The sequence below is a fragment of the Streptomyces sp. MB09-02B genome, assembly GCF_033794485.1.
Lineage (GTDB): Bacteria > Actinomycetota > Actinomycetes > Streptomycetales > Streptomycetaceae > Streptomyces.
In genome coordinates this window covers 1-17,607 of sequence record NZ_JARGEE010000189.1, presented here as the reverse complement: position 1 = coordinate 17,607, position 17,607 = coordinate 1, and the positions used below count along the sequence as shown (strand labels likewise).

General features: G+C 72.7%; 15 protein-coding genes and 1 pseudogene. 8 read left to right on the top strand and 8 right to left on the bottom strand.

All coding sequences use genetic code 11. The annotated features are described in order from the left end of the window. The coding region (locus P1P70_RS24760) for a SpoIIE family protein phosphatase (RefSeq protein ID WP_319241345.1) at window positions 1-1,642 on the top strand (1,642 nt) is incomplete at its 5' end. Between the two features lie 127 nt (window positions 1,643-1,769). On the opposite strand, the gene P1P70_RS24755 is transcribed toward P1P70_RS24760, so the two are convergent. From P1P70_RS24755 to P1P70_RS24745, 3 genes are all read right to left on the bottom strand, one after another. Beyond that, on the bottom strand, window positions 1,770-2,900 hold the full coding sequence (locus P1P70_RS24755; RefSeq protein WP_319241342.1) for a sensor histidine kinase: 1,131 nt from the start codon (window positions 2,898-2,900) through the stop codon (window positions 1,770-1,772). Further along, window positions 2,897-3,562 carry a response regulator transcription factor gene (locus P1P70_RS24750; protein WP_319241353.1) on the bottom strand — a complete coding sequence of 222 codons (666 nt, stop codon included), beginning with the start codon at window positions 3,560-3,562 and terminating at the stop codon, window positions 2,897-2,899. Before P1P70_RS24750 ends, P1P70_RS24755 begins: the two co-directional genes overlap by 4 nt. 270 nt (window positions 3,563-3,832) lie before the next feature. After that, a complete protein-coding gene (locus P1P70_RS24745) occupies window positions 3,833-3,973 on the bottom strand; it encodes a hypothetical protein (RefSeq protein ID WP_319241340.1) in 141 nt (46 codons plus the stop codon). A 218-nt stretch (window positions 3,974-4,191) separates the two neighbouring features. On the opposite strand from P1P70_RS24745, the gene P1P70_RS24740 reads away from it, so the two are divergent. From P1P70_RS24740 to P1P70_RS24720, 5 genes are all read left to right on the top strand, one after another. Continuing rightward, window positions 4,192-5,427 (top strand): amidohydrolase, encoded by a 1,236-nt coding sequence (locus tag P1P70_RS24740; RefSeq protein ID WP_319241338.1) that lies wholly within the window; start codon window positions 4,192-4,194, stop codon window positions 5,425-5,427. Beyond that, a complete protein-coding gene (locus tag P1P70_RS24735) occupies window positions 5,424-6,494 on the top strand; it encodes an ABC transporter permease subunit (RefSeq protein ID WP_319241336.1) in 1,071 nt (356 codons plus the stop codon). Before P1P70_RS24740 ends, P1P70_RS24735 begins: the two co-directional genes overlap by 4 nt. Beyond that, window positions 6,406-7,032, top strand: a complete 627-nt coding sequence (locus P1P70_RS24730; protein ID WP_319241351.1) for an amino acid ABC transporter ATP-binding protein — start codon at window positions 6,406-6,408, stop codon at window positions 7,030-7,032. Before P1P70_RS24735 ends, P1P70_RS24730 begins: the two co-directional genes overlap by 89 nt. A 38-nt stretch (window positions 7,033-7,070) precedes the next feature. Continuing rightward, window positions 7,071-7,970, top strand: coding sequence for a transporter substrate-binding domain-containing protein (locus P1P70_RS24725; RefSeq protein ID WP_319241334.1), 900 nt, complete (start codon window positions 7,071-7,073; stop codon window positions 7,968-7,970). Between the two features lie 165 nt (window positions 7,971-8,135). Then, complete coding sequence (locus P1P70_RS24720) at window positions 8,136-8,561, top strand: VOC family protein (protein ID WP_319241332.1); 426 nt, start codon at window positions 8,136-8,138, stop codon at window positions 8,559-8,561. A gap of 75 nt (window positions 8,562-8,636) precedes the next feature. On the opposite strand, the gene P1P70_RS24715 is transcribed toward P1P70_RS24720, so the two are convergent. The 3 genes from P1P70_RS24715 to P1P70_RS24705 all read right to left on the bottom strand — a co-directional run bounded on the left by P1P70_RS24715 (window position 8,637) and on the right by P1P70_RS24705 (window position 12,071). After that, complete coding sequence (locus P1P70_RS24715; protein ID WP_413471539.1) at window positions 8,637-10,199, bottom strand: carbohydrate-binding protein; 1,563 nt, start codon at window positions 10,197-10,199, stop codon at window positions 8,637-8,639. A gap of 283 nt (window positions 10,200-10,482) precedes the next feature. Then, on the bottom strand, window positions 10,483-11,622 hold the full coding sequence (locus P1P70_RS24710) for an RNA polymerase sigma factor (protein ID WP_319241349.1): 1,140 nt from the start codon (window positions 11,620-11,622) through the stop codon (window positions 10,483-10,485). Window positions 11,623-11,663: 41 nt separating this feature from the next. Beyond that, window positions 11,664-12,071, bottom strand: a complete 408-nt coding sequence (locus P1P70_RS24705; RefSeq protein WP_319241329.1) for a YciI family protein — start codon at window positions 12,069-12,071, stop codon at window positions 11,664-11,666. 379 nt (window positions 12,072-12,450) lie between these two features. Between P1P70_RS24705 and P1P70_RS24700 the strand changes: the two genes are divergently transcribed. Then, window positions 12,451-13,788: a glycosyltransferase gene (locus tag P1P70_RS24700; RefSeq protein WP_319241327.1), complete on the top strand. Its 1,338-nt coding sequence runs from the start codon at window positions 12,451-12,453 to the stop codon at window positions 13,786-13,788. 106 nt (window positions 13,789-13,894) lie between these two features. Further along, window positions 13,895-16,069, top strand: a complete 2,175-nt coding sequence (gene helR / locus P1P70_RS24695) for an RNA polymerase recycling motor ATPase HelR (RefSeq protein WP_413471540.1) — start codon at window positions 13,895-13,897, stop codon at window positions 16,067-16,069. A gap of 68 nt (window positions 16,070-16,137) precedes the next feature. Here the strand turns inward: helR and P1P70_RS24690 are convergent, their stop codons facing one another. Together P1P70_RS24690 and P1P70_RS24685 are read right to left on the bottom strand one after the other, a co-directional pair. Continuing rightward, window positions 16,138-16,668, bottom strand: coding sequence for a hypothetical protein (locus P1P70_RS24690; RefSeq protein ID WP_319241325.1), 531 nt, complete (start codon window positions 16,666-16,668; stop codon window positions 16,138-16,140). 24 nt (window positions 16,669-16,692) lie between these two features. After that, a pseudogene (locus tag P1P70_RS24685) lies at window positions 16,693-17,607 on the bottom strand (transcriptional regulator); the annotation flags it as partial.

Here is a 17,607-nt window from a genome sequence, read left to right as displayed (position 1 = left end):
GGGCTGGGGCGAGACGGAGGCCCGGGCGGGCGGGGCCGACGGCGAGGGTGGCTGTGGCGCGGCGGACGGTGAGGCCCCAGCGATGGGGACCGCTGCGGCCGGCGGGCGGGCCGTGGACGGCGGCCGTGGCGGTCGGCGCGGGACGGTGCACTCCACGCTGGTGGTGCCGCTGCGGGCGCGGGGGGCCACGCTCGGTGTCGCGCAGTTCTGCCGGGACCGCGATCCGGACGCCTTCGACGACGAGGATCTGCTGCTCGCGCAGGAGATCGCGGCGAGGGCGGCGATCGCCGTCGACAACGCCCGCCGGTACACACACGCCCGCGCCACCGCCCTCACCCTGCAACGCAGCCTGCTCCCGCGCCGTACGCCGAGACAGTCCGCCGTCGACGTCGCCTTCCGCTACCTCCCCGCCGACGCGCAGGGCGGCGTGGGCGGCGACTGGTACGACGTCATCCCCCTCTCCGGGGCCAGGGTCGCGCTCGTCGTCGGCGACGTGGTGGGGCACGGCATCCACGCCGCCGCCACCATGGGGCGCCTCAGGACCGCCGTACGCACCCTGGCCGACATCGACCTGCCGCCCGACGAACTCCTCACCCACCTGGACGACGTCGTGCTCCGCCTCGCCGCCGAGGTGGAGGAGAACGACGCGGACGACGGGGCCGGAAGCGGCCGGGACACCGCCACCGGCCCTGCGCCCGCAGCCCCGGCCGGGCCTGCCGCCGCTTCCGCCGAGCCGACTTCCGCCGAGCCCGCGCCTGCCGCAACCCCGGCAACCCCCGCACCCGCCGTGGCCCCGGCCCCCGCCGTGACCGACGCGGACGAGGGCGTCGCGGGAGGTGGGGACATCGGGGCCACCTGCCTCTACGCCGTGTACGACCCCGTGTCGCGCCGCTGCACCCTCGCTCGTGCGGGGCATGTGCTGCCCGCCGTCGTCGGCCGGGACGGCACCGTCGACATCCTGGAGCTGCCGCCGGGCCCGCCGCTCGGGCTGGGCGGACTGCCGTTCGAGGCGGCGGAGTTCGAGCTGCCGGAGGGCAGTCTGCTCGCGCTCTACACCGACGGTCTGATCGAGGCGCGGGACCACGACATCGGCGCGGGCCTGACCCGGCTCCGGGACGCCCTCGCCCGGCCGGCCCCTTCCCTGGAGGCCACCTGCGACGCCGTACTCGAAGCGCTGCTCCCGGCCAGGCCACCCGACGACGTCGCCCTGCTCCTGGCCCGGACCCACGCCCTCGGCGCGGGCCAGGTCGCCACCTGGGACCTGGAGGCCGAACCCGCCGCCGTCGCCCGCGCCAGGGCGCACGTGACCCGGCAGCTGGGCGACTGGGGCCTGTCGGAGCTGGAGTTCACCGCCGAGCTGGTGGTCAGCGAACTCGTGACCAACGCCATCCGCTACGGCCGGCCCCCCGTCCGGCTGCGGCTCATCCACGACCGCACCCTCATCTGCGAGGTCTCCGACTCCGGCGGCACCACCCCGCACCTGCGCCGCGCCCGGGTCTTCGACGAGGGCGGCCGGGGCCTGCTCCTGGTCGCCCAGCTGGCCGAGCACTGGGGCACCCGCCGCGCCCGCCGGGGCAAGACGGTCTGGGCCGAACTGAACGACTCCGCCGCCCTCGCCTTCCCGGAGCCGGCGGCCCTCTAGAGCCGGACCGACGGCCGTCGACGGCCATCGACAGCCATCGGCCACTGACGGCCACCGACGGCCACCGACGGCGGCGGGAAGGGGCGCCCCTGGCGCGGTCGTCCCTGGCGGCCCGAGGCCCGGCGCGTCACTCCGAGTGGGCGGGGACCCGCAGCTCCACCTCGTAGCCGCCGTCGGCCGTCGGACCCGACTCCAGCGTGCCGCCCAGGAGTTCTGCCCGCTCCCGCAGTCCGACCAGGCCCTGGCGGGAGCCGGGGAGCGGCAGGGAGGGGCGGACGGCGGGGGAGTTCGTGACGGTCGTACCGAAGGACGCGCCGTCGGCGGCACACCACAGCCGTACGGTGGCGGTGGCGCCCGGGGCGTGCTTGCGGACGTTGGTGAGGGCCTCCTGCACGGTGCGGTAGACGGCACGCTGGGCGGGGGTGCCGATGTCCGGCGGGAGTTCACCCGTCAGGTCGGCCTCGATGCCACTGGTGGTGACCAGTCGGTGCAGGTCGGCCAGGGTGGGCTGCGGGGTGAGTTCCGTGGCCCGGCCGCCGGAGGCGCGCAGCAGGGTCACCATGTGGCGCAGTTCGTCGAGCGTGTCGACGCTGAGGGAACGGATGGTGCGGGCGCCCTCCTTGGCCTGCGGGTCCCGGGCGGCGACCTGCAGCGCGCCGGCCTGTACGGCGATCAGGCTGACCTGGTGGGAGACGACGTCGTGCATCTCACGGGCCAGCTGGGCGCGTTCGCGGGCGAGCACGGCCTGCGAGTGCAGGAGCCGCTCGTGTTCCCGCGCGTCCTCGATCTCGACCAGACGGCCCGCCAGGTCCCGCCGCGCCTGCACGAGTTGGCCCAGCAGGACGGGGGCGGCGGCGGTGGCGAGTTGGTAGAAGAAGAACACCACCGTCCAGTTGCGGTCGTGCGAGCTGACGTCGTTCAGCGGCCAGGGGGTGGCGGAGGCGAGCGCGAACAGCACGGCGCACATGCCGAGCAGACGGCGGTCGCGTGACCGTTCCGCCAGGGTGAACAGGGCCGCGAACGGGGCGAACACGACCTCCAGCAGCAGCGCGGCCGGCAGCGTGCACGCGAAGACCGCGAGCGGGAACCGCCGGCGCAGCGCGAGGGCGGCACAGCCCCCGGCCGCGATCGCCGTGGCGAGGGGCGAGGCGTCCCACAGGTTGAGCACGAGGTCGACGACCGCGATCGCGACGACCACGGCGTCCACCACCGGCTCCGGCACCCGCGCCCACCACGCGCCGGCTCTCGGCGCGCTCATCGGCCCGCCTCCGGCGAGCGCCGCGTCCCGTCGTCCAGCAGTCCGGCCCGCTGCGCGAGCAGCGCGGCCCGGACCCGGCTGCTCACCCGCAACTTGGCGAGGATCGCGCTGACATGGTCCTTCACCGTGCCCGCGCTGAGGTGGACACGGGCGCCGATGTCGGCGTTCGACAGCCCCTCCGCGATCAGTACGAGCACCTCACGTTCCCGCCCGGTGAGCCGGCCCACCCGGGCGGCCTCGACGTCGTCGACCGCTGCGGCCCCGGGGTGGCTCTGCCAGACGGCACGGGACGCCTTCGGTGACATCACCACACCGCCGGCCATCAACGTCCGCACCAGCTGGGCCAGTTGCTCGGGCTCGGTGTCCTTGAGCAGGAAGCCGGCCGCGCCGGAACGCAGCGCGGTGAGGATGTACTCGTCGGCGTCGAACGTCGTCAGCATCGCCACCACCGGCGGTTGCGGCAGCGTGCACAGCTCCCGCAGCACGGTCAGGCCGTCGACGTCCGGCATCCGGATGTCGAGCAGCACCACGTCCGGCGCCGCTCGCCGCACGGTCTCGACCGCCTCCGCGCCCGTCGCCGTCGCGACGACGTCGATGTCGTCCGCCGCGCTCAGGATCAGCTTGAAGCCGGACCGCACCAGGGCCTCGTCGTCCACCACCATCACCCGGATCACACGCGTCCCGCCTCGCCGTCCCGTGCGCACGTCGCCGCCCGCACCTCTCCGTCCACCGTCACCACCCCCGACCGTAGAACGGGGCCCGCCCCACGCGACGACCGGGCCGGACACTCCCGCCACTCGGGGGGAGGCTTCCAGCCGTACGGGGGCCACCTCGGGCGGCGCGAGGGCCCGGCCGACCGGCGGCGTGGCGCCCGGCGCGAGGGCTCCGCCGGCCGGCGGCTCGGCGTCCGGCGGCTTTCCGTGGCGGGCCGGTCAGGGTCGGTGCGACGGCACCGTGTCGAGCAGTTCGACGGCCGTGCGCCGTGCCGGTGCGGCGGTCAGTTCGGCGAGGGGCGAGGCACCGACCGCGACGCGGGACGGGGGTGCCCCGGCGAGGGAGAGGACGACGCTCAACGGCACCTCCGGTGGAGTGCGGTGCGGTCCGGTACCTCCATCCAACCGTCCGGCTCTCCGTCCGCCCGCCGATGGTTACCGCGACCGCGACAACCATCGTAGGGAGCCCCCTCCGGCAGGCCTACGGTTCCGGCAACCCCGGCGTCTCGGGCATCGAAACACCTCCCCGCGCACGCCCTCCTCCGCTCCCGCCCCTCCCAGAACCTCCCGGAGTCGCCATGCACCCTCCTGTCCTCGCGGAGCTCCGCGACGCCGTACACGAACGCCGCCCCGCGCTCGAACAGCTCAGCCTCGACCTGCACGGCACCCCGGAGACCCGCTTCGAGGAGCACTACGCCGTCGAGCAACTGGCCGGCCGTCTCGCCGGCGCCGGTTTCGAGGTCGACAAGGGCGTGGCGGGCCTCCCCACGGCGTTCAGCGCCACCCACCGGGGAGCCGCGAGCGGAGACGCCGCAACGGGCACCGCACCCGACGCCCCCACCATCGCCCTCCTCCTCGAATACGACGCCCTCCCCGGCATCGGCCACGGCTGCGGCCACAACCTCATAGCGGCCGGCGGTCTCACCGCAGCCCTCGCCGTGGCGGCCGTACGCCCCGATCACCCCGGCACGCTGAAGGTGATCGGCACCCCGGGCGAGGAGGGCGGCGGCGGCAAGATCCTGATGCTGGAGCGCGGCGTCTTCCGGGACGTGGACGCGGCGCTGATGTTCCACCCCGCCGACCGCGGTCTGCGCGCCCGGCACGCCCTCGCCGCAAGCCACCTGCGGCTGACCTTCCACGGTGTCGCGGCCCACGCCGCCAAGTCCCCCTGGGACGGCCGTTCCGCCGCTGCCGCCGCGCAGTTGTTCCTCACGGCGGTCGACTCGCTGCGCCAGTTCATGCCGCCCACGGCCCGGGTGCACGGCATCATCGCGGACGGCGGCGCCGCCCCGAACGTCGTGCCCGACCGCACCGAGGTCGACATCTACGTCCGGGAGGCCACCTCCGCCGCCCTGGACGCCCTGTTGCCCCGGGTGCTCGCGGCGGCGGAGGGCGCGGCACTCGCCACCGGCACCACCGTGGAGCACACGGAGACCGCGCCCCGCTACGCCGAGCGCGAGAACAACATGGTCCTGGCCGACCGGCTCGCCGAGCACGCCGCCGCCCTGGGCCTGCTCCTGGAGCCCCCGTCGCCGGCGAACCCGGCCGGCTCCTCCGACATCGGCAACGTGTCCGTCGTCGTCCCGACGATCCACCCGTACGTCCAGATCTGCGACCGGGACACCCCGGGCCACTCCGCACAGATGCGGGAGGCCGCCCGGGGCACGCGCGCCCACGACGCGACGGAGACCATCGCGGCCGCCCTGGCCGCCCTGGCCCTGGAACTCCTCACCGACCCGGCCCTCCTGGCGGCGGCCCGCGAGGAGTTCACCACCTCCGCCCACCACGCCTCCCCCGGTCAGGAGTCACGATGACCGCGCCGACCGCACCCGCCTCGTCCACGACCGCCTCGAACGCCCTCGCCGACACCTTCTTCAACTGGGACCTCATCGCCCGCACCTTCCCCCGTCTCCTCACCGAGGGCCTGCTGAACACCCTGGTCATCGCGGCGGGCGCGATCGTCCTGGGCATCGTGATCGCGCTGCTCGCGGCGATGCTGCTGCTGTCGAAGCGCTGGTGGGTACGGCTCCCCGCCCGCCTCTACGTGGACGTGTTCCGGGGCCTGCCGGTGATCATCACGGTGATGCTGGTCGGCGTGGGTCTGCCCGCCGCCGGCATCCGCCCCTTCGGCACCGACCCGTTCGGCTACGCGATCCTGGCGATCGGCATCATCTCCGGCGCGTACACGGCGGAGATCTTCCGCTCCGGCATCCAGAGCGTCGACACCGGCCAGCTGCAGGCGGCCCGCAGCCTCGGCATGAGCTATCTGACGGCGATGCGGCTGGTCGTCGTACCGCAGGGCGTCCGCCGTGTGCTGCCGGCCATGGCGGGCCAGTTCGTGAAGGACATCAAGGAGAGTTCGCTGGTCTACCTCCTCGGCCTCGCGGCCGGGCAGCGCGAGCTGTACTTCATCGCGCAGGAGGAGGTGGCCCGTACGTACAACTCCTCCCCCTCATCGCGGCCGGCATCAGCTATCTCGCGCTCACGATCCCGCTCACCTACTTCGTCAACCACCTGGACCGCCGCCTGCGCGAGGGCCCGCGCCCCGACTCGGCGCCACCGGAGCCCACGCCCACCGAGCCGGACGTACCGAAGCCCGCCGTCCGAGCCGGCGGGGCCAGTGGAGGAGAGTCCCGATGACCACGACCAACCCGCCCGGCCCGGTCGGTGTGACCGTCACCCCCGCCCCGCCCGCCGCCCTCCAGGTCGTCGGCCTGGTCAAGAGCTACGGCAGGACGACCGTGCTGCGGGACATCACCCTCGACGTCCGCCGGGGCGAGACCCTCTGCCTCATCGGCCCGTCCGGCTCCGGCAAGTCCACGCTCCTGAAGTGCCTCAACCTGCTGGAGACCCCCGACTCGGGCGAGATCTGGCTCGGTGAGACCTGTCTGACCTCCCCGCGCGCCGACGTGGACGGGGCCCGCGCCCGGATCGGCATGGTGTTCCAGCACTTCAACCTGTTCCCGCACATGAGCGTCGAGCGCAACGTCACCGTCGCCCTCACCTCGGTCAAGGGCATGGGCCGCGAGAAGGCCCGGGAGATCGCCCACCGCCGCCTTACCGAGGTCGGCCTCGCCTCCTTCGCCGGACAGCGGCCCGGACGGCTCTCCGGCGGCCAGCAGCAGCGCGTCGCCATCGCCCGCGCGCTCGCCATGGAACCGGAGGTGATGCTCTTCGACGAGGCCACCTCCGCCCTCGACCCCGAACTGGTCAAGGACGTCCTCGCCGTCATGCGGGACCTCGCGTCCGGCGGCATGACCATGGCCGTCGTCACCCACGAGATGGGCTTCGCCCGCGAGGCCGCCGACCGCGTCGCGTTCATGGACGACGGCCGCCTCGCCGAGATCGACACCCCCGACCGCCTGTTCGAGGACGCCCGGCACCCGCGGCTGCGGCAGTTCCTCTCCCAGGTCCTGTGACACCACCCCCTGCCTCACCCTCAGAAGGAAGAACAGTCATGAACGCCACGAACGTGTCGACCAGACGACCGCTGACCGGTGCCGCCACCTCCGCCCTCGCCCTCGCCCTGCTGCTCCCGCTCACCGGCTGCGGCGGGGACAGCGAGGCGGCCGGCTCCGCGAACGGCTCGTACGCCACGGTCCGCAGCGGTGTGATCACCGCCGCCACCCAGGCCGAACAGCCCCCCTTCGCCGTCACGGACGCCTCCGGCAACCCCAGCGGGTTCGCCGTGGACCTGATGAACGAGGCCGCCGAACGCCTCGGGGTGAAGGTCGAGTACAAGACCACCAACCTCCAGGGCATCCTCGCGGGCCTGTCCGCCGGCCAGTACGACATCGGTGTGGCCGGTGTGGGCGCCACGGCCGAACGCAAGAAGCAGGTCGCCTTCACGGAGCCCTACTACTGGGGCTTCACCGATGTGGTCACCCTCAAGACGGGGAAGGCGGGCAAGTTCACCGCGCTCCAGGACTTCGCGGGCCGACGGGTCGGCGCGGTCAGCGGCTCGGTCCAGGAGACCTTCGTCAACCGGGAGATGGGGAAGGCGGAACTGGTGAAGTTCAAGGACCAGACCGCCCTGATCACCCAGCTTCTCTCCGGCGGCATCGACGCGGTCGTCCTCGGCGGCGCCGACGCGGACGAGTACGCCGAGCAGCACCCCGTACGGGTCGCCGTGGAACTGGACAGCCTCCAGGGCAGCGCCTTCCCGCTCCGCAAGAACGGCGACCCGAAGCTGGTCAAGGACCTCGACGCCCAGATCGACGCCATGATCGACGACGGCACCTACGTCAAGCTCTACCGGAAGTACTTCCACGACCCGATCGCCGCCGACCTGCTCACCGTCCGCCCGAAGCTGGCCTCCCAGATAGCCAACACGGACCTGGAGCCGACGAAGATCTGAGCGCGCCGCTGAACGCGCCGTTGAGCCGCACCACCGGCCGCACCCCTCCGGTCGCCCCCGAGGCCCTCTCGCTCGCCACCGCTCCCGGCATGCCGTTGTCAGTGCCGGGGGCTAGTCTCCGGACAACCGACCGTATTCCCTTTTGTGCGTTTCAGGGAGGTTCTCGTGGTCTCGCGGCTCAACCCCTACCTCAGTTTCGACGGCGACGCCCGGCAGGCGATGGAGTTCTACAAGGAGGTCTTCGGCGGCGAGCTGACGCTGCACACCTTCGGCAACTTCGGCCGGCCCGACGCCCCGGAGTCGGACAAGATCATGCACGGCATGCTGGAGGCGCCGAACGGCTTCACCCTCATGGGCGCCGACACCCCGCCCGGCATGGAGTACCAGCCCGGCGGCGCTTTCTCCGTCAGCCTCAGTGGCGAGGACGACACCGAACTGCGCGGCTACTGGGAGAAGCTGTCCGCCGGCGGCACCGTCTCCGTCCCGCTCGACAAGCAGATGTGGGGCGACGTCTTCGGCATGTGCACGGACCGCTTCGGCGTCCCGTGGATGGTCAACATCAGCGAGCCGCAGGGCTCGTCCGGGGCCTGATCGCCCACGGTCCTCCGCTGACGCGCATGCCGTGCCGGCCCTCGTCGAGAGGGCCGGCACGGCATGCGCTATCCGTCAGCCGAAGGTGACGTTCAACTTGCCGTCGCTGCCGAAGGACCAGGCCAGGCCACCGGAGTACGAGGAGCACCGGGACCCGTTCGTCCCGGACCAGAACTGGTTGGAGCTGTCGGAGCTGCCGATGATCCGGTCGTTCGTCCCGCTCCCGCTACGGCAGGAGGTGTTGTCGCGGAACACCGACGTACCGCCGTCGAAGGTGAAGTTCCGCTCGGTGTTGTCGATGCTCACGTTGCCCGAGATCGCCATGGTGCCCGGGTTGCTGTTCCACGTGAAACCGTGCTTGCCGTTGTCGTAGGCGATGCTGCGCCGGACGATGTGGTTCACCGCGATGTCGTCGCCGCCGAGCTTGTAGCCGTTGCGGTCGCCGTTGCCGGCCTGTGAGCCGTCGCTGAGCGTGCCGTTCTCGTAGGCGAGGGAGTCCTCGATGGTCACCGGACCGATGGGGCCGGTGTCCGGCTTGGTGTAGAGGTCCCAGCCGTCGTCGATGTTGTTGTGGGCGACGGCGTACCGGAAGACGTTACCGGGCCCGGTCGTCAGCTTCGCCGCGAACCCGTCCGCGTCCTCGCCGTCGGAGTCGGCGTTGTCGTGCGACTCGGCGCTCACGATGAGGTTGTTGGCGGGCCACTCGCTGCTGGGCGAGGTGGAGGCGATCCGGCCGAGCTGGAGCCCGGTGTCGCGGTTGAAGCGGGTCACCGTGCGCTCGATGACGTTGTTGCTGCCGCCGACGTAGATGCCGTTGTCCCCGGCCCGCTCGACGACGAGGCCCTTGACGTGCCAGTACGAGGCGTTGAGCTGGAGGCCCCGGTTCGACGAACTCTCGCTCTGTGCCGAGAAGTTGAGGACCGGCCTCTCGCCCGGGTACGCGGTCAGGGTGGTACGGGCGGCGGAGGTCCCGGAACTGCCGACCGGGATGGTGACGGTCGAGGCATGGGCGTACGTGCCGCCGCGCAGGTAGATCGTCCCGCCGGCCGTGATCCGGCTGATGGCCGAGGTGAGGGTGGTGGGGGCGGACACGGTGCCGGCGGCGCTGTCGGTCCCGGTCGGGGAGACGTAGAGCGCGGAACTCGACGGCGGCGGGGTGGTGCCGCCGTCGGGCACGTTCGCGTCGAGGTAGTCGATGTTGGGCAGGCCGCCTGCGGCGGTGGGGTTGATGCGGATGACGTTGCTGCCCGAAGTCACCGGCACGGTCAGCGTCTTGGTGGTCCACGCCGTCCAGGTGCCGGTGCTCTCGAAGGACGTGGTCGTGGCGGTCGTACCGTTGACGGTGACGCTCGCGGCCCGCGCGGCCGTGGTGCCGTTGGCGAACCGGACGGACAGGGTCGCCGTGCCCGATGCGGGTGCGGTCACGGTGAACTGCGCGTGGGCGCCGGCGGCGTTGGTGCCGTTGCAGAATCCGCTGCCCGAGTACCCGGTCCAGTCGGAGTCGATCGTCCCGGTGCAGACGGCCGGTGCCGCCTCGGCCTCGTACCGGGTAGTCGCGGCCTGCGCCGCCGTACCGGACAGCGCGACCAGCAGCCCTGCCACCAGGCCTGCGCTCGCCGTCGCCATGACGGGTCTCACGTGCGTCGATTGCATCGTTCGGTCTCCAGGGATGAGATCCAGAATGTGGTCCGAAGTGCATGAAGAAAGCGCTTTCCCTGGGAGGGAGTGTCCGGGGGTGAACTGAGCACGTCAATAGAACGCGCAAACTTTTGTTCACATGGATGAACTGAGGCGGGCGATGGGTTGGCGCTGTTGGGAAAGAATCGCCTTAGGTGGTGAAGTCTGTCCGAGCATGTGAACACCGCGCTGTGCATGGGGGTATGTGCTTCCGGATGTGGCGCGATGGGTGTTGCGGGACGCTTTATCGACGGGTGTTGAGACGGGCGGCCTGGCGGGTGAGGTGGGCGCGTTCGGCGAGGTTGGGGGCCTTGTCGGCGGCCTCGGCGTAGAGCCGGGCCGCCGTGGTCAGGTCGCCGTCGCGCTCGTGGAGGTGGGCCGCGACGGCGGTGTGACGGGGCAGGGAGTCGTCCAGTTCGGCGAGCGCGGCCAGCCCGGCGCGGGGCCCGTCGGCCTCGCCCACGGCGACCGCGCGGTTGAGCCGGACGATCGGGTTGTCGGTCAGAGCCGTCAGCTCGTCGTACCACTCGACGATCTGCACCCAGTCGGTCTCGGCGGCGGTGGGCGCGTCGGCGTGGAGGGCGGCGACGGCGGCCTGGGCCTGGAACTCGCCCAGCCGGTCACGGGCGAGGGCCGCCTGAAGAATCTCGATGCCCTCGGCGATGAGTCGTGTGTCCCACCGGCCGCGGTCCTGCTCGGCGAGCGGCACCAGGCTGCCGTCGGGCGCGGTCCGGGCGGCGCGACGGGCGTGGTGCAGCAGCATGAGCGCGAGCAGCCCGGCCACCTCGGGGTGGTCGATCGCGGCCGTGAGCTGCCGGGTGAGCCGGATGGCCTCGGCCGCGAGGTCGACGTCGCCGGAGTAGCCCTCGTTGAAGACGAGGTAGAGCACGCGCAGCACGGTGGCGACGTCGGCCGGCTGGTCGAGGCGCACGCCGGAGACCGTCCGCTTGGCCCGGCTGATGCGCTGCGCCATGGTCGCCTCGGGCACGAGGTACGCCTCGGCGATCTGCCGGGTGGTGAGACCGCCGACGGCGCGCAGGGTGAGCGCGACCGCCGAGGCCGGAGTCAGTGAGGGGTGGGCGCACAGGAAGTAGAGCTGGAGCGTGTCGTCCACGGCGGGCGCGGGCCCGGGCGCGGGCTCCTCCTCGACGCGGTCCTCACGCCGACGGCGGGCGCCGTCGGCGCGGGCCGCGTCGAGGAACTTGCGCCAGGCCACGGTGACGAGCCAGCCCTTGGGGTCGCGCGGCGGGCCGGCGGGCCAGACGCGGAACGCCTCGACCAGCGCGTCCTGCACGGCGTCCTCGGCCGCCGCGAAGTCGGCTCCGCGGCGGACGAGGACGGTGAGCACGCTCGGTGTGAGGCTCCTGAGCAGGACTTCGTCCATGGTGGAGTGCTTGGTGGTGCGCTTGGTGGACACCTGGGACATCACTCCGTGATGGTGGGCTGTACGCCGTAGAACGGACGGACCTCCAGCCACTCGTGGATCGGCTTGCCCCCCGCCCCGGGGGCGGCCGACAGCTCTCCGGCCAGCTCGACGGCACGGTCGTAGCTGTCGACGTCGATGATCATCCAGCCGGCGATCAGGTCCTTGGTCTCGGCGAACGGGCCGTCGGTGACCGGCGGGCGCCCCTCTCCGTCGTAGCGGACCCACGCCCCCTCGGGCGCGAGCGCCTGGCCGTCGACGAACTCGCCGCTCTTCTCCAGCCGGGCGGCGAAGTCGTTCATGTACTGCACGTGCGCCGAGATCTCCTCGGGGCTCCACTGGTCCATCGGCACGTTGTTGACCGGGGCCGGGGCGCCTCGGTAGTGCTTCAGCAGCAGGTACTTGGCCATGGTCGTACTCCTCGGTCCTCGTGCGACCCATTGTGGTCGCGTTCATACCGGGGACGGAGCGGGGCGCGGGTTCTCGACATCGCCGGAGGATTTTTTCCGGGGACTTTTTCCGGGGAGTTTTGCGGGGAGAGCGCCGGTGCGCGCCGGCGGCCGTACGGCCGGTTCCGACACGAGGCGGAAGAGGGCCGGACACGGGACGCGCTGCGAGGGCCCAGGAGGTCCGGACACGACAAAGGCAAGGAGGTCATGTGCTCCTTGCCACTCTCAACGTATAGCGCACCAGGGGGCTTGCGGCAAGGCCCCCGTGGTGCCGCAGAATCTCCGGCCTGAGCCTGATTCGTCGGACACGACGAACACGACGAACACCGGGGGCGCTTCGATGCGTGTGCTGTTGGCGAACTACGACTCGCGCGGAGGTGTCGAGCCGCTGGTGGGACTCTCGGTCCGGCTGCGCGAACTCGGCGCGGAGGTGCGGGTGTGCGCGCCGCCGGACGAGGAGTTCGCGCGGCGGCTGGCGAGTGTCGGCGTACCGCTGGTGCCGTTCGGCCGTCCCGTACGCGCGCTGATGACCGCGGCGGTGCCGCCGACGGCGGGCGGCGTGCCCCGGCGTGCGGCCGAGCTGCTCGCGGAGTTCGGCACGGTCGCCGAGGCGGCCGAGGGCTGCGACGTACTGGTGGCGACGGGGCTGCTCCCGGCCGCGGCCTGTGTGCGGTCGGTGGCCGACAAGCTGGGCGTCCCGTACGTCTACGCGAGCTTCCAGTCCGTCTCCTTGCCGTCGCCCCACCATCCGCCGATGGCCCGGCCGGGGCGGCCGCTGCCGACGGACACGACCGACAACCGCGCCCTCTGGGACTTCGACGCCCGGAGCGCGAACGACCTGTTCGGCGAGGTGATCAACACCCACCGCGCGTCGGTCGGCCTGCCGCCGGTGGCCGACGTCCGCGACCACGTCTTCACCGACCGGCCGTGGCTGGCGACGGATCCGGTACTGGATCCTTGGAGGTCGTCGCCGTGCGGGTCAGAGTCATCGCCGTGGGAGCCGTCGCCGTGGGAGTCGTCGCCGTGCGGGTCGGAGTCATCGCCGTGGGGGACGACTGGGGAGGGGGCGCGGCGGGGTCCGTCGTCCCCCGGCCTCGGCGTCGTGCAGACCGGTACCTGGATCGTGCCGGACGAGCGCCCGCTCCCGGACGGGCTGACGGCGTTCCTGGACGCGGGTGCGCCGCCGGTGTACGTCGGCTTCGGCAGCATCGCCATCGGCGGCTCCGAGGACGTCGCCCGGGCCTCCGTCGAGGCGATCCGCGCCCACGGCCGCCGCGTGATCCTCTCCCGGGGCTGGGCTGAACTGGCCCACCTCGACGACCGCGACGACTGCTTCGTCGTCGGCGAGGCGAACCACCACGCGCTGTTCCGCCGCGTCGCCGCCGTCGTCCACCACGGCGGCGCGGGTACGACGACGACGGCGACCTGGGCGGGCGCGCCCCAGGTGGTGGTGCCCCAGGGCGCGGACCAGCCGTACTTCGCGGGCCGGGTGGCCGAGCTGGGCATCGGCGTGGCCCACGAAGGCCCGACCCCGACGTCCGAGTCCCTGTCGGCGGCACTGAAGGTGGCCCTGGCGCCGGAGACGGCGGCGCGGGCGGCCGAGGTGGCCGGGATGGTCCTGCCGGACGGGGCGGTGCGGGCGGCGAGGCGGCTGCTGGACACGTACGGAGGGCAGTAAGCCTGGGCGCGGCCCGGCTCAGCTTGGCTCACGCGGACGAGAAACGGTACGGCCGCCCCGAGGGAGCCGCGCCGCACGCCAGCCCCGGCCCCATACGCCCGTCGTCATTCCCCACGCCCGCCTGCATTCCCCACGCCCGACGCTCTCCGCCCAGCTCGACGCCGAACGGCGGGCCCCCGGCGGCCTCGGCCGCCACGCCATGGACCGCGACACGGAGATCCACCGACTGAGCGCCCGGCTGCGCACCCTGCGCCGCTTCGGCCTGGACCTGTGCCTCGGCCGCATGGTGACCGAGGACGACCCCGAGACCCCCGTCTACGTCGGCCGCCTGGGCCTCACCGACAGCGCCACGGGCCGCCGTCTGCTGGTCGACTGGCGCTCCCCCGCCGCCGAACCCTTCTTCGGCGCGACCCACGCCAACCCGATGGGCCTGACCAGCCGCCGCCGCTACCGCTGGACCGACGGCCGTATCAGCGACTACTGGGACGAGATCTTCTCCTCGGCCGAACTCGACAGTCTCACCGACCACCACCACACCGCCGCCCTCGACGACCAGTCCGCGTTCATCGCCAGCCTGGGCACCAACAGGTCGGAGCGCATGCGGGACGTCCTCGGGACCATCCAGGCCGACCAGGACGCCATCATCCGCGCCGGCTCCCGGGGCGCGCTGGTCGTCGACGGCGGGCCCGGCACCGGCAAGACGGTCGTCGCCCTGCACCGTTCCGCCTACCTCCTCCACTCCGACCCCCGGCTGGGCCACCGCCGGGGCGGTGTCCTCTTCGTCGGCCCCCACCGCCCGTACCTCTCCTACGTCGCCGACGTCCTGCCCAGCCTCGGCGAGGAGGGTGTACAGACGTGCATCCTGCGGGACCTGGTCGAGGAAGGGGCGACGGCCGGCGTCGAGCCCGACCCGGAGGTGGCCCGTCTGAAGTCGTCCGCGGCGCTGGTCGGCGGCATCGAGAAGGCCGTCCGCTTCTACGAGGAACCGCCCACCGAGGGCATGACGGTCACGACCCCCTGGTCCGACATCCGGCTGAGCCCCGCCGACTGGACGGCGGCCTTCGACGCGGCCGAACCGGGCACCCCGCACAACGAGGCCCGCCACCAGGTCTGGGAGGAGCTGCTGACGATCCTGACGGACAAGCACGAGGCCGCGGCCGACCCCGACGGGGACCCCGAGGCCGAGACGGCCGTGTCCCCCGCCCTCCTCCGCAGGTCCCTGCTCCAGAACAGGGACCTGGTCACGACGTTCAACCGGGCCTGGCCGCTGCTGGAGGCGGCGGACCTGGTGGGAGACCTGTGGTCGGTGCCGGCGTATCTGCGGCTGTGCGCCCCCTGGTTGACCCGTGACGAGGTCCGGCTCCTCCAGCGCGACGACCCCCAGGCGTGGACGACCTCCGACCTCCCCCTCCTCGACGCCGCCCGCGCGCGTCTCGGCGACCCGGAGACGGCCCGCCGCAAACGCCGCCACGCGGCCACCCTCGCCGCGCAGCGGGAGCGCATGACCCAGGTCGTGGACAACCTGATCGAGGCGGTCTCCAACTCCGGCGCCGACGGCGACGACGGCGAGGGCCTGGTGACGATGTTGCGCGGCGAGGACGCCCAGGTGAGCCTGGTCGACAACGCCGAACTCCACACCGCCGACCCGGACTTGCTGGCCGGCCCCTTCGCCCACATCGTCGTGGACGAGGCGCAGGAACTGACGGACGCGGAATGGCAGATGCTGCTGCAGCGCTGCCCGTCCCGCAGCTTCACGATCGTCGGCGACCGCGCCCAGGCCCGGCACGGCTTCACGGAGTCCTGGCAGGACCGCCTGAAGCGGGTGGGCCTGGACCGCATCACGCAGTCCTCCCTCACCGTCAACTACCGCACCCCGGAAGAGATCATGACGGAGGCGGCACCGGTCATCCGGGCCGCGCTCCCCGACGCGAACGTCCCGACGTCCATCCGCAGCAACGGCATCCCGGTCGACCACACCCCGACCTCGGACCTGACGACGACCCTGAACTCGACCCTCGACACCTGGCTGTCCGCCGACCCCGACGGGACGGCGTGCGTGATCACCGCACCGGACTCCGCGACGCACGTCCACACGACCCTGCGCTCCCGGGCGACCCCACGGGTCCGCGTGTTGACCCCCGAACTGTCGAAGGGCCTCGAGTTCGACTTCGTGGTCCTGGTCGACCCGGAGGACTTCGGCGAGGGCATCGAGGGAGCGGTGGACCACTACGTGGCGATGACCCGGGCGACCCGACGCCTGGTGATCCTCACGACCGTCTGAGCCCCAGGTTCACTTCGGGGTGCACTCCGAAGTACACCCCGAAGTACACCCCGACCACACCCCGAGGTTCAGCCGCCGCGGGCGGCTCCCTCCGGCCAGACGACGTCCACGGGGATCCCGGCCGCCCGCGCCGCGAGCACGGCGTCGGCGGTGCCGCCGCCCTTGCCGGTGGGCGGCGCACCGTCCCACACGGCCACGAGCCGGTCGGCCCGCTGGACGAGCACGGAGTTGGCAGCCTCGTACGCCTCCCGTTCGGCCGTCTCGTAGGGAAGCACGACGACCTCCGCGGCGGCCGCCAGGAGCCGGTCGTACGAGCCCCCGTGCTCGGGCTCGACGGTGCTGCGCCGGTAGTCCCGCGAGGGCACGACGACGACCAGCCGTCCCCCGGCGGCGAGCACGGCCTCGGCGAAGACCGTGTCGGCCCCCTTGGCGATGCAGGAGACCCCGACGAGGGGGTCGCCGTCCCCGCCGTACGGCTTGAGCAGCCCGTCCAACGCCGCACGCACCAGCGGGACGGTCGCCTCGGTCAGATCCAGGTGCCCGGTCACCGCGATGGTGGTCTGTCGTCGCGGAACCTGGTTGCCCACAGCGGTGGTCATACGCAGACGCCTCCCTGGTGGTGCTCAGTAGCTCTCGAGGGGGACCCAGGCCCGCCCTCCCGAGTCGTCCGTGCCGTACCAGTAGTGCGGCATTCCCTTGATGCCGGTGGTGTGGAACGGGCGGCCGTGGTCGTCGATGCGGATCGTGCCGGTGCGGCCCTGGGAGGACCAGTCGAGTTCGAGGTACCAGCGGGCATCGTAGGTCTGTGTCGTCGCGTCGACCAGCAGCACCTCGGGGTCCTCGGCGGAGACACGGTACGGGAAGCGCACGGCCGGGATGACGCGTCCGCCGTCGGCGCCGTCCTCGCCGTCCTTCGGGTGGGCGATGGGGCGGTCCGCGTCGAGGTTCACGGCGAAGTGGCGGGGCGTGAGCTCGCTGCCGCAGCCCTGGCCCATGAAGTACGCGGTCCCGCCGCCCGCGGTGTCACGGCCGACGACGCGGACGTGGAGCGCGTCCAGGACCACCGCCGCCGACGACTTCCCCTGCACCGAGATCCGCACCTTCGTCTGCCGCCCGTGCACCGCGTTCTGCGTCGCGGCCCAAACGTCGGCATCCTGCTCGAACGGCGGCGGAGGTACCTGGGCGGGGGGCTTGTCGATGACGTAGTCGTGGTCGCACCCCTTGTCCCAGACGAGGGAGTCGATGCTCCAGGTGAGGGGCGGGGAGGCGGCCGGTTTCGTGGCCGACGGGTTCGCCGGGCGGCCGGGGGCGCCTGGGGTGGTCGGCCGCGTGCTCGCGGGACCGGTGCCGGTACCAGTACCGGTACCGGGGGTGTCCGCCTCCGAGGAGCGGCCGTCCGACAGGGCGGACATGCTGCCGATGGTGAGGGTGAGGGTGAGGGCGAGTAGGGCGCAGGCGGCGGCTGCGGATGCCAGGACCGGCCGTCGGCGGTACCAGGGGAGGGGACGGGGAGCAGGACCGTAAAACAAAAGCAGCTC